Annotated in this window: 12 protein-coding genes; 7 read left to right on the top strand and 5 right to left on the bottom strand. The window is 56.9% G+C overall.

What is annotated here, in order from left to right; genetic code table 11:
* Positions 1–58 precede the first annotated feature (58 nt).
* On the bottom strand, positions 59–268 hold the full coding sequence (gene yidD / locus DX909_RS13745; RefSeq protein WP_128545760.1) for a membrane protein insertion efficiency factor YidD: 210 nt from the start codon (positions 266–268) through the stop codon (positions 59–61).
* 126 nt (positions 269–394) lie between these two features.
* On the opposite strand from yidD, the gene lgt reads away from it, so the two are divergent.
* Positions 395–1,213 (top strand): prolipoprotein diacylglyceryl transferase, encoded by an 819-nt coding sequence (gene lgt / locus DX909_RS13740; RefSeq protein ID WP_128545759.1) that lies wholly within the window; start codon positions 395–397, stop codon positions 1,211–1,213.
* Positions 1,214–1,286: 73 nt separating this feature from the next.
* On the opposite strand, the gene DX909_RS13735 is transcribed toward lgt, so the two are convergent.
* Positions 1,287–2,687, bottom strand: a complete 1,401-nt coding sequence (locus tag DX909_RS13735; RefSeq protein WP_128545758.1) for a DUF4932 domain-containing protein — start codon at positions 2,685–2,687, stop codon at positions 1,287–1,289.
* A 99-nt stretch (positions 2,688–2,786) separates the two neighbouring features.
* Positions 2,787–4,001 carry a S8 family serine peptidase gene (locus tag DX909_RS13730; RefSeq protein ID WP_310589847.1) on the bottom strand — a complete coding sequence of 405 codons (1,215 nt, stop codon included), beginning with the start codon at positions 3,999–4,001 and terminating at the stop codon, positions 2,787–2,789.
* 188 nt (positions 4,002–4,189) lie between these two features.
* Between DX909_RS13730 and DX909_RS13725 the strand changes: the two genes are divergently transcribed.
* From DX909_RS13725 to DX909_RS13715, 3 genes are all read left to right on the top strand, one after another.
* Positions 4,190–4,816, top strand: a complete 627-nt coding sequence (locus DX909_RS13725) for a transposase (protein WP_128545756.1) — start codon at positions 4,190–4,192, stop codon at positions 4,814–4,816.
* Positions 4,817–4,955: 139 nt separating this feature from the next.
* Positions 4,956–6,359 (top strand): POTRA domain-containing protein, encoded by a 1,404-nt coding sequence (locus tag DX909_RS13720; protein ID WP_128545755.1) that lies wholly within the window; start codon positions 4,956–4,958, stop codon positions 6,357–6,359.
* A gap of 24 nt (positions 6,360–6,383) precedes the next feature.
* Positions 6,384–6,956 (top strand): hypothetical protein, encoded by a 573-nt coding sequence (locus DX909_RS13715; protein ID WP_128545754.1) that lies wholly within the window; start codon positions 6,384–6,386, stop codon positions 6,954–6,956.
* A gap of 66 nt (positions 6,957–7,022) precedes the next feature.
* Here the strand turns inward: DX909_RS13715 and DX909_RS13710 are convergent, their stop codons facing one another.
* The gene (locus tag DX909_RS13710) at positions 7,023–8,093 is read right to left on the bottom strand and encodes a branched-chain amino acid aminotransferase (protein WP_128545753.1); all 1,071 of its coding nucleotides are present in this window, start codon (positions 8,091–8,093) and stop codon (positions 7,023–7,025) included.
* Positions 8,094–8,286: 193 nt separating this feature from the next.
* Complete coding sequence (locus tag DX909_RS13705) at positions 8,287–8,850, bottom strand: cob(I)yrinic acid a,c-diamide adenosyltransferase (protein ID WP_128545752.1); 564 nt, start codon at positions 8,848–8,850, stop codon at positions 8,287–8,289.
* Positions 8,851–8,956: 106 nt separating this feature from the next.
* Here DX909_RS13705 and DX909_RS13700 point away from each other — a divergent pair, with 106 nt between their 5' ends.
* From DX909_RS13700 to tyrS, 3 genes are all read left to right on the top strand, one after another.
* Positions 8,957–9,466: a hypothetical protein gene (locus DX909_RS13700; RefSeq protein WP_229311043.1), complete on the top strand. Its 510-nt coding sequence runs from the start codon at positions 8,957–8,959 to the stop codon at positions 9,464–9,466.
* Between the two features lie 5 nt (positions 9,467–9,471).
* The gene (locus tag DX909_RS13695; protein WP_128545751.1) at positions 9,472–10,674 is read left to right on the top strand and encodes an S-adenosylmethionine:tRNA ribosyltransferase-isomerase; all 1,203 of its coding nucleotides are present in this window, start codon (positions 9,472–9,474) and stop codon (positions 10,672–10,674) included.
* An 89-nt stretch (positions 10,675–10,763) separates the two neighbouring features.
* A complete protein-coding gene (gene tyrS / locus DX909_RS13690) occupies positions 10,764–12,074 on the top strand; it encodes a tyrosine--tRNA ligase (protein WP_128546020.1) in 1,311 nt (436 codons plus the stop codon).
* Positions 12,075–12,182: the final 108 nt, after the last annotated feature.

The raw sequence follows: 12,182 nt of genomic DNA, 5'->3' as shown, positions 1-12,182 counted from the left end.
AATTTGTCAGCCCAACTCTTCAACTCCTCGATCCCTCACCTCTCAAACTCCTCAACCCTCACGGAACCGGGTCATATCCGCTGCCGCCCCACGGATGGCAGCGGGAGATGCGTTTCAGGCCCAGCCGGCCGCCTTTTACGGCCCCGTGCTTCCGGACCGCTTCGATCATGTATTGCGAGCAGGTAGGCGTGTACCGGCAGGCGTTGGGCAGGTAGGGCGAAATAGCGCCCTGATACAGCCGCACCAACCCGATGATTATGGTTTTCATGAGGATACCGATTCGTTCATTAAATCTTTTCTATCTTTGCCCGCAGGAGCGGAAAACCACCGCGTGAACCCGTTTGAACCCAGGCCCGCCGGTGCGGGTCCATCCGTAAACACTTCACAGACTCGAATGCTTTCGTACATCATCTGGGACATTAACCCCGAGTTATTCAGTATCGGTACCTTCTCCGTTCGCTGGTATGGCCTTCTGTTCGCACTGGGATTTCTGATCGGACAGCAGATTATGATCCATGTCTTCAAACGGGAAGGCAAGCCCCTGAGCGACATCGACGCCCTGACCCTGTACATGGTCATTGCCACGGTGGTGGGCGCCCGCGTCGGCCATTTTCTCTTCTACGAACCTGAAGTGCTGCTCCGCAACCCGCTGGAAGTCATTCTGCCGCCCTACCGGGGGCTGGCCAGCCACGGAGCCGCCATCGGTATTCTGGCCGGCCTCTGGCTATATTCGCGCCGGAAAGCCAGCCGGGCTACCCACCAGACGTTCCTCTGGGTCACCGACCGCATCGTCATCACCGTCGCCCTGGCCGGCTGTTTCATCCGTCTGGGCAACCTGATGAACTCCGAAATCGTCGGCCGGCCGACCGACCTGCCGTGGGGCTTCGTGTTTGTAAACAATACCGAATACCTACAGATTCCCCGCCACCCCGCGCAACTCTACGAGGCCATCTCCTGCCTGGTGCTTTTCTTTTTCCTGTTCTGGTTCTGGAACCGCTACCGGGAGCGAACCCCGCGCGGCAGTCTGCTCGGCGTCTTCCTGATCTGGGTCTTCTCCCTGCGGTTTTTCTATGAGTTTTTGAAAGAGAACCAGGTCGAATTTGAAAACAAACTCACCCTCAATATGGGTCAGATTCTGAGCATTCCGGCGGTGCTGCTCGGGATTTATTTCCTGGTCGTCAGTTTCAGAAACCAGAAGCAAACGGCGGCCTGAGCCAGCTGAATCAGCAAAAAGCCCCCGCATCTTTACGCTGCGGGGGCTTTTTGTTTTCCGGGTAGTCGACGGCTTATTTGTTCTGCACGAACCAGGCCACGATCTGCGGATACAGGTCGGCCACGGTGGTACCGGGTTTGCGGTTGCGGTACAGGTCGACCAGAAACCGGTCGAATTCCGTAAACCGCTTAAAACCACGATATTTGGTCATTCGTCGGTCGTTTTCGGCCAGCAGGTTGTCGAGGTCGGTCGGGGGCGCATAGTCGATATACCGGAGTGAAACCAGCCCCCAGTTCATGTATTCGTTGAAGCAGGACAGGGGGTTGCCGTAGGATTTCAGCGCAATGCCCTCCGCCCAGTGGGGCAGGTTCTGAAAGGCGGTCTGAAGATCTTTCGTATACCGGCTTTTATCCGCTTCCGGCCCGATGTAGGCGTGGTTGATCTCCGTGAAAACGATGTTCCCGCGCTTCACCGCATTGCTGACGACCGACACGTCCGACTGATTGGCTACCGTGCGGTATGGGAAGTTAACGTGGGCCTGCATCTCCTTGAAATTGTTGTCGCTGAACCAGTTGGCCGACTGGTTGTAGCCTACCAGGGGCGACCAGATGACCTTCAGTGCATTGTAATGCGTTCCCGGAAAATTTTTGTCCAGCCAGCTGACCATCTCCTTCACGTTGGCCGAATCGCGGTAAAACCGGATCTGTCCGTCGTAAAAGCTCCGGTGGTCGGCGTAGAACTTCCGGAACCCGGTTTTTCGGGCAAATTCCTCCAGCAGACCGACATAAGGGAGCAGCGTATTCTCCCGTCCCCAGGAAACCCGGTCGTAGACCTCGCTGCGGACAATGCGGCCCTTTCTGTCGAAATTAAATGCATAAGCGTCCATCTTCACATGGAAATACCGGCCGGCCTGGAGCAGGCTGTCCATCGTTCCGACGGCCGGCTCCCCGGCATATGGGGAAAAGGAATCGATGACCTGACCGTAATACGGAGACTCGCGGGAAACCGCGTTGGGATCGTTCCGGTAGGTCGGCGTCAGGGCGAAAACAATGTTTGCCAGTTCGTATACTTCCGGTATTTCGGTGAACGTCCTGCCGTCGCTGGCCTTCTTATAGGCGTCCGAAAACCGGACCGGCGGGATGACGGCGCGGCCCACCACCTGCGTATAGGCGCTGTCCCGATCGTTGAGCAGGATCACGAAGTTGTAGACGTCGCCCGGTTTTACCCGGAAGGAGATCGAATCCCGGTCCGTAATGAAGGCGAGCGAGGTTTCCTTCCCGACTATGTCCACCTCATAGACGTCGGGCCGAACCTGGGGAGAAATCTGCCAGCGGTCTTTGTACAGCGTGGTGTCGAAGCGGAGGGCAACCAGGGGATTGGTCGCGCGGATGACCGGAATCCGGGAGGGGGTCTGGGCCAGGCCGTTCAGGGAAAGGAGCGAAACGAGAAACAGGTTACGCAGTGCCTTCAACATGATAAGAGTGACGAATGAGAATTGGTGATGGATACCGGTAACCTACAAAAAAGCCCCGACAAATGAAATCTGCCGGGGCTTTTCTTCTCTTCAGTTCAATCAGCGGGAAACGATCGGGTCGGGGTTGCCGTCCGGGTCGCCGGTGACGGTGCCGTTGCTGCGCGGGCTGCCCAGCAGCAGAACCCCGGCCACGTGCGGGGTCGCCATCGACGTGCCGCTGATGGTGTTGTATCCACCACCCTTCCAGGTCGATTTGATGCCGACTCCCGGAGCCGCAAAATCGACCGGCGGGTTGCCGTAGTTCGAGAAATAGGCAAAGACGCCTTTGATGTCGAAGGCCGAAATCGTGTAGATGTTGGTGCCGTTGACCCGGCCCGGCGACGAGTTGTTGGCGTTCTGCGATTCGTTGCCGGCCGCCAGTGCGAATTTGATGCCTTTGGCCGCAGCATTCTTCACCGCGTTGTCCAGCGTGGTCGAAACCCCACCGCCCAGACTCATGTTGGCGACGTCGCCGGATTTGCCTTTGGTGGCGACGTAATCCACCCCGGCCACAACACCCGAAATCGATCCGCTGCCGTTGGCGCTCAGCACCTTCACCGGCACGACGGTGGCCCCGGCGGCCACGCCCACCACCCCGACGGAATTGTTCAGGGCGGCAATCGTGCCGGCCACGTGCGAACCATGGCCGTTGTCGTCGTCGGCGGTTTTGCGGGTATTGATAAAGTTTTTGCCGAGGTTGGCGTTCACCTTCAGGTCAGGGTGATCCAGGTCGACGCCCGTGTCGATGATCCAGGCGACGCCCGTTCCGGTGTAGGTCACCGGCCCGCCGACGCGCGTAATGCCCCAGGGTGTTTCCTGACCGGCCTGGGCCGTGACGTCACCGGAAGGAACTTTGAGCACCACCGCCTGATCGGCTTCGACGGAAGCCACGGCCGGCGACTGGGCGAGCGAAGCGGCTTCCTGGGCCGTCAGTACGATGGAGAACCCTTTGACCGCTTTGGTGTATACTTCCTCCGCACGATCCGACACTTCCTGTTTCAGGAGTTTTTTGATCAGGTTCCGCATCTTGTTCCCGCGGCCCTCGTAGTCGGTGTCTCCGTCGGGCAGCAGCTGCGTCATTTCCGCATCCGGCTTCAGCACGACGAGGTACTTCTGACGCTCGGCCTGAACCCGGGCGCCGGGATCACTGCCCGAATACCGCACGACGTCGTTGGCTTTGGGAGAGGTTTCCGGCGAGTCGGCGTTCTGACAGGCCGTAAAAAGGGCGGGGAGCAGGGCTAACAGGAGCCCTGTCTTTCTGTAGGCATTGTGCATAAACATAGTAAAGGTTAAGATGTAAACCGGTATGTAAAATCGATAATTCGATTATCAGACACAAGCATCGCGGGGTTTTTACTGATTGAACGGTCCGATTTACGTTTACTCAAAATCCGGCGGTTCGGGGCGGAAAACCTGCTTTATTTGTTGCCTCAATCAATTTCTATCTTTAACCAAACGCCCTCATGAAACTGACAAAACTGGTACCTGTGTACCTGCTGGCAACCCTGGTAATGATGAGCTGCGGAAGCAGCAATGAAGAAAAAGAAGAGGCCGAAGAGGACGGCGCTTCGGTTTCGGCGACGGAAAGCGTAGCCGCCCTTAAAAAAATGGCTGATAAGGCCGAAGAAATGCAGGATAAGGGACCGGTTGAAACGGTCGATTTCCGCAAATTGAAGGAACTGCTGCCGGCGGACGCCGACGGCCTGAACCGGAAGGAAGCGACCGGCGAAAAGAACGGCATGGCCGGTTTCAACATCTCTACCGCCAAGGGAGAATACGGCAATGAAGACGGCAGTCAGTCGATCGAGATCAACATCGTCGATGCCGGCGGCACCGGTGCGCTGATGGGCCTGGCGGCCTGGTCGATGATTGAAGTGGACAAGGAAACCGACAACGGCTACGAGAAAACCACCAAATTCGGCGACTACAAGGCCTATGAAAAATACAGCAATGCCGACAGGAACGGGGAGATTGCCGTACTGATCGACGACCGCTTCATCGTAACGGCCAAAGGCAACGGCGTCGAGATGAATAAAATCAAAGCCACGCTGGAGGACGTAGATTTGAGTAAATTAGCAGCGTTGAAATAAGGCGGCCTATTCGATTGGAGAGACTGAAAAAGACTGAAAGACGGCGAAGAGGTCCGCAAAAATAGTGCGCCACCGCCATCTTTCAGCTTCATTTTCAGCCTCTCCGACGTATTTCCGCTTTTTGCCGAATCAAAACGGAATGCTGCTGACCTTTCTATTCTGGACGCTTTCTCTGGCCGATACGACCGGCCGGCCCGCACCGCCGGTCGATTCGCTGAACACGCCCGTCGTGGTGCGTTCGGTTCAGATTCGGGGGAATCACCGCACCCGTGAGCGCATCATCCTGCGGGAAATGGACGTCCGGGTCGGCGATACCATCCGGCGGGAAGACCTGACCGCCAAACTGGCCTGGGACCAGCGTAAAATCACCAATACCAACCTCTTCGTAACGGTCGACGTCGTCGCCCATGACGTCGGTTCGCAGCTGGTCGACGTCGAAGTCAGCCTGAAGGAACGCTGGTATGTATTCGTCATCCCGGTGTTCGAACTGGCCGACCGGAACTTTAATGAATGGTGGTATGAGCGGGGCCGCAGCTTCCGCCGGACCATCTACGGCGCCCGGCTCAGCTACAAAAATGTCACCGGCAATGCCGACAAACTCAGCGCCATCTTCGAGTTCGGGTTTGCCCGTCGGACGCAGGTCGTCTACTCCCTTCCCTACATCGACCGGGCACAGAAAACCGGGATCAGCGTCGGCGTTTCGTACCAGACCAACAAGGAGGTGGCCTACCGCTCCTCGCTCGATAAACTGGTGTACCTCCGAACCGAGGATCTGCTCCGTGACCGGTTTTTTACCAACGTCGTGCTGACCCGGCGGAACCGGTTTTTCAACTTTCACCGGCTCGAACTCCGGTATGCCCGAAACAGTATCGCCGACACCGTGGCGAAGCTGAACCCCGATTATTTCCTGGACGGTCAGACCCGGCAGCGGTATCTCCAGCTCAGTTACGCCTTCATCCACGACCGGCGGGATGCCGTCGCCTATCCGCTTCAGGGTCACTGGCTGACGCTGACGGCCAATCAATATGGGCTGCTCCCGTCCGATCATCTGCGCCTTTTCGAGGCCACCGGGAATTACACGCGCTACTGGTCGCTGGGGGGGCGGTTTTACGCCAGCAGCAGCCTGCGGGGCAAACTCTCCTGGCCCGACCGCCAGCCGTATCTCAACTTCCGGGGCCTTGGCTACCTTCAGGATTTTGTGCGCGGATACGAATTATACGTGATCGACGGCCAGCGTTACGGGCTGGTCAAGAATACGCTCAAATACCAGTTGCTGAACGTCCGGAAGCAATTCGACTGGGTGCCGGTCCGGCAGTTCAATACCGTACCCTTCGCCATGTATGTGGCCGTTTTCGGCGATGCCGGGTATGTCGGCAGCACCCTGGCCCGGGAATACGACAGCCGCCTGGCTAATTCGTTCCTGTTTGGGGGCGGCCTGGCCCTGGACTTTGTAACCTTCTACAACCTGGTCGGGCGCATCAGTTACTCCGTCAACCGGCAGGGAAAAACCGGGCTGTTCTTTAATCTTACCTACGATTTATAACTTTGCGCCATCAACGAACTTAGTATGAGGAAGACCTTTATCAGTGTGCTGCTCGCGGGAGCGGTGTTTGTGAATGCCTGTAAGAATAAACAGCAGACCGCCGATGCCTCCGGGGCCGACACGACCGAAGTGCTGGCCGACCGGCAGAGTCCCGGTCAGGAAGTGGTGCTGAGCGATCGGCTGAAAACGCTTCTGAAGTCGGATGAGGGGCTGTTCCGCGGGGTGAATCTCGGCGATGAGATCAGCGCGGTGAAAGAGAAGGAAACGGCGGAAGCGTTCGAGAGCGATAACGACCACCTCGGCTATACCATTGAATACCGGAATCTGGAATCGGCCGACATTCAGTATTTTCAGGATAAGGACCGGCGGGTCAGCCGGATCGAGGTGGATTTATATCTGAACAACCGCCAGTCGGTCGACAGCTTTCGGAAGGAACTGGGTGCGTATTTCGACCAGAAGTTTGGTCAGGGCACTCCGCAGGGCTGGACGGCCGGCAACAACGCCCGCATCACCCTCACCGACGTCTCCAAAGGCAAGGACTTCGGTCTGAAACTGCGCTTTAACCTCGCCGGTGGGGCCGTGACGGCGAGGAAATGAAGAGTTTAAGAGTTGGGGAGTTCAGGAGTTAAAGAACAACTCCTGAACTCCCCAACCCCTCCACTCCTAAACTTTATACATGAACCCGAACGTATCCTCGACCCGGCCGGTGCGGAGGTCGTTCAGGAACTTGTAGACTCTTTTGGAGAGCGAATTTTCCTCGGCCACTTCCGGCAGCATATAGTCCTTGCCCTTGTAACCGATCACCGAATACGGCGATACCACCACGGCCGTACCTGCTCCGAAGGCTTCCAGCAGGGTGCCGTCTTCGATGCCCTGGATCACCTCGTCGATCGACACTTTTCGTTCTTCCACCTCGACGCCCCAGCTCCGGGCAATCTGGAGGATGCTGTCGCGGGTGACGCCTTTCAGGATGGAATCCGAAGTAGCCGGAGTTACCAGTTTGCCGTTCATGTAGAACATGATGTTCATCGTGCCGGACTCTTCGATGTATTTATGCTCGACGGCGTCCGTCCACATGATCTGGTCGTAGCCTTCCTGCTGCGCCAGCAGGGTGGGGTAGAGTGCACCGCCATAGTTGCCCGCACATTTGGCGTAACCCACCCCGCCCGGGGCCGAGCGGATGTATTCGGTCTCGACTTTCAGCTTGGGCGGCTTGGTATAATAGGCTCCCACCGGACAGGTGAAGATGCAGAAACGATACGATTTGGAAGGGGCCACGCCCAGGAACGTGTCCGTCGCAAACATATACGGACGGATGTAAAGCGAACTGCCCGCGGTGCCCGGAACCCAGTCGGCATCGACCCGCAGCAGCGTTTCCAGGCCGCCCATGAAGATTTCTTCCGGGATGGTAGTCATGCACATCCGTTTGGCCGACTCGTTCATCCGCCTGAAGTTTTCCAGCGGGCGGAACATCAGCACTTCGCCCTGCTCGTTTTTGTAGGCCTTCATGCCCTCGAAAATCGACTGGCCGTAGTGCAGCGACGACAGGGCGGGGCTCAGGGAGAAATTGTCGAACGGAACTACCTGCGGGTTCTGCCACTGGCCGTCCACGAAATCGGCCACGAACATGTGGTCGCTGAAATGCTTGCCGAACGGCAGGTTGTTGAAATCGACTTCCGCAAGGCGGGATTTTTCTGCTTTCCGCAGCTCGATGTTTAACAAGTCGGTTGTCATGATGATAGGTAACTTATGGTCTGTCGTACTAATCCAATAACGGGGGCAGCGGGTTGAGAGTCAGCAAATGTGGGAAAATCCCGGGTAGCTTCCAAGAAAAAATAGTTGTTATGCTAATTATTTTTTTAGCGGTAAATTCCCGGGATAAACCGTAGGAAGAAAGTCACTCTCAACCCTTTACCGGCCCGGGCGATCAGCCGGGATTCTGCACCCGGGGTTTCCAGACCACCTCCTCTGCCTGCACCTCCTGGGCCATTTTCCGGCTCAGCACGAACAGGTAGTCCGAGAGCCGGTTCAGGTACTGAATGACCAGCGGATCGACCGGCTCCTCATCATTAAGGGCGATCACAAGCCGCTCGGCCCGCCGGCACACCGTCCGGGCCAGATGACAGAACGAAACGGAGGGGTGGCCGCCCGGCAGCACGAACGCCCGCAGCTCCGGAAGGTGGGTGTCCATTTCGTCCATAGCTTCCTCCAGCCCCGTAATGTCCGTTTCCACGATGGCCGGCATCGGTTTCCTGGGATTTTTCTCGGGGTCGGTGGCGAGTTCGGCCCCGACCGTAAACAACCGGTCCTGAATCTCTTTCAGCAGGTCTTTCCGGGCTTCATTGACGGGCTGGTCGCGCACCAGCCCCAGAAAAGAGTTGAGTTCATCCACCGTTCCGTAGGTGTCGATGCGGAGGTGGGCCTTGCTGACCCGCCGGCCTCCGATGAGGGATGTCTGGCCTTTGTCGCCGGTTTTGGTATAAATTTTCATGGTAATGAAGGGATTCTGAATTATGTCTGGCCTACGCCGTACACCCCACCTGTTCAATGCGTAACTTTGCGGCCCAAAACCTGCATCAGGTAAACTAAACAAATTCATGAAAGTTAGCACTTTTGCAATCCGGTTATGGCGGCTGGCCTCGATTTTAGGGTTCGGCGCCGTACTGATCTATACCTACGTTTCCCTCGAAGGCCAGGTGGTCGTGGGGTTCACCCCCGACGGTCGTCCGGAGGTCTTCCTGAATCGTGAATATCTGTTTTATGGCTGTGTGGCCCTCTTTCTGATCAACAATACCCTGCTGAACGCGCTTTCCAAAATGTTTCCCAAAGTGCCCGGATCGGCTCTGCCCGTACCGAATCAGGCTCTGTGGGTCAGCCACCGCGACCAGCTGAACACGCTGCTGCACAACTGGTTTTTCTGCCTGATGGCCGCCATCAATACCGTCATGGCCATTTCGCTCTATGTGCTCGGCCGGCTGAATCACCAGCTTGGTGAATCCCGTCTGAGTGGCTATCAATGGCTCCTGCCGGCCTGTACGGCCATTCTGGCCATCGTCATCATTTCGTTGCCGGTTCGATTATTTCTGAAGCCCGCCCGGGAGGAGTAGGCGCCATGCAGGAGTTTCATCTCGATCAGTTTCAATACGACCTGCCCGACGACCGCATCGCCCGGTTTCCGCTGGCCCGTCGCGACCAATCCAGACTGCTGGTGTACGACCGGGGCCGGATCGAACACCGGCAGTTTACCGATCTGCCCGGCCGTCTGCCGGAGAATAGCCTCCTGGTTTTCAACGACACGAAGGTAATCCCGGCCCGCCTGTATTTTCAGAAGCCGACCGGGGCCGTCATCGAGCTGTTTCTGCTCAACCCGTTTCCGTCCGACCGGCTCGTCAGTGAGGTGATGGCAGACCGGAGCCGCAGCGTCTGGCAGTGCATGGTCGGCAATCGCAAACGCTGGAAACCGGACGAGACGCTGTCGCTTTCTCTGGAGGTAAACGGCGTTCCGCTCCGTCTTCTTGCCTCCTGGGTCGATCATGAACAGTCCGTTATCGGGTTCGGATGGGAAACCCGCGAGTCTTTCGCGGCCATTCTGCACGAAGCCGGCAACATTCCGCTTCCGCCGTACCTGAAGCGCGAAATGACCGAGGCAGACCGTGAAACGTACCAGACCGTCTATTCCCGGATCGAAGGGGCCGTGGCTGCGCCGACCGCCGGTCTTCATTTTACGCCCGAGGTGTTCGACCAGCTGAACCGCAAAGGCATCCGGAGTGAGTATCTGACGCTGCACGTCGGGGCCGGGACTTTTCAGCCGATCAAATCGGACGACATCCGCCGGCATCTGATGCACACCGAGCAGGTTGTCTATTCCCGTCGGAACCTGGAGAACCTGCTGACGCACGAGGGGCCGGTCATTCCCGTCGGGACCACCTCCATGCGTTCTCTGGAAAGCCTATACTGGTTTGGTGTCCGGCAACTGCGGCAGGAAGCCGAGCCTTTCCGGCTCGACCAGCACTATGCCTACTCGTTACCCGAAGAGGCTCTGCCTGCGAAGACCGAGGCCGTTCGGGCGCTTATTCAGTATATGGAGACGACCGGCCGGGAAAGAATCGTGACGCAGACCGGTATTTACATCACCCCCGGTTACCGGTTCCGAATGTGCGACGGCCTGGTGACTAACTTTCACCAACCCGGCTCGACGCTGATCGTTCTGGTGGCCGCTCTGATCGGAAACGACTGGCGGAACGTCTACGACGAAGCACTCCGGAACGACTACCGGTTTTTAAGTTACGGCGACTCGTCGCTGCTTTTGCCCTGAAGCCCTATCTTTACGGCCCGAAACCGGTACAGCCGTTGCGGGCGCTTACAGGACATGGATTACATAGATATATAAGGAAGAAAGCGATGATTGATTTTATTGAAGAACTGCGCTGGCGGGGCATGCTGCAGGATATGATGCCCGGGACCGAGGAGCAACTGCGAAAAGAGATGACCGCCGGTTACATTGGTTTCGACCCGACGGCTTCTTCCCTGCACATCGGCAACCTGGCCACCATCATGCTCCTCGTTCATTTTCAGCGGGCGGGCCATAAACCGTTTGCACTGGTCGGCGGGGCCACCGGCATGATCGGCGATCCCTCCGGCAAGGTAGCCGAGCGGGAATTTCTGTCGGAAGACGTCCTGAAACATAACCAGCAGTCCATCCACCGGCAGTTGATGAAGTTCCTGCACTTCGACAGCGGAGCCAATTCCGCCGAAATGGTCAATAATTACGACTGGTTCAAGGGCATTTCATTCCTGGAATTTCTTCGCGAAGCCGGGAAGCACCTGACCGTCAATTATATGATGGCGAAGGATTCGGTGAAGAAACGGCTCGAAACCGGTATTTCATTTACTGAATTCTCCTACCAGTTACTTCAGGGGTACGACTATTACCATTTATATAAGACCAGAGGAGTCCGGCTTCAGATGGGCGGGTCCGACCAGTGGGGCAACATCACGACCGGAACCGAGCTGATCCGGCGGAAGGAAGGCAGCCAGACCGGCCTGAAAGAAGAATACCAGGCATTTGCCCTGACCACTCCGCTGGTGACCAAAGCCGACGGGACCAAATTCGGAAAGAGTGAAAGCGGCAACGTCTGGCTCGATCCGAAAATGACGACGCCCTACCAGTTCTATCAGTTCTGGATCAATGCCGCCGATGAGGACTGCGGCCGCCTGCTGAGGGTGTTTACTCTTTTAAGCCGCGAGGACATCGAGGATCTGGAACGGCGCCATGCAGAGGCTCCGCACCTGCGGATCATGCAGAAGGCCCTGGCGGAGGACGTAACGACCCGGGTGCATTCCCGGCAGGGATACGACCTGGCCGTGAAAGCTTCCGAAGTGCTTTTTGGAAAAGCCACGATCGAAACGCTCCGTACCATTCAGCCGGATGAGTTTGAAGTAATTTTCGAGGGAGTACCGCAAACGGAAATCACCCGGTCTGATCTGGAGGCAAGTAAGGATATTGCCGATCTGCTCGCCGTTGCCACCCGGGGTGAAGTCTATCCATCCAAAGGAGAAGTACGCCGGGCCATTGCCCAGAATGCTGTTAGTATAAATAAGGTAAAGGTGGCAGACCCCGCTGCCGCACCGGTTTTGGAATGGTTACAGGACCGGTATCTGATCGTTTCCAAAGGGAAAAAGAACCATCTGATCAAATTAAATGAGGTCGGCTGAATTTTTTTTCAGAGGGTAACTGGCTGATAAAGAAATGGGTGCTTCCCGGATCGAATAAGTCCGGGAAGTTTTTTAAAAGGGGGACTTGACAAAGGGGAAAAAAGTGGC

Origin of the sequence: Larkinella soli, assembly GCF_003703975.1 — a bacterium.
GTDB lineage: Bacteria > Bacteroidota > Bacteroidia > Cytophagales > Spirosomataceae > Larkinella > Larkinella soli.
The sequence above is the reverse complement of the archived record's forward strand: the minus strand, read 5'-3'. Positions and strand labels throughout refer to the sequence as shown.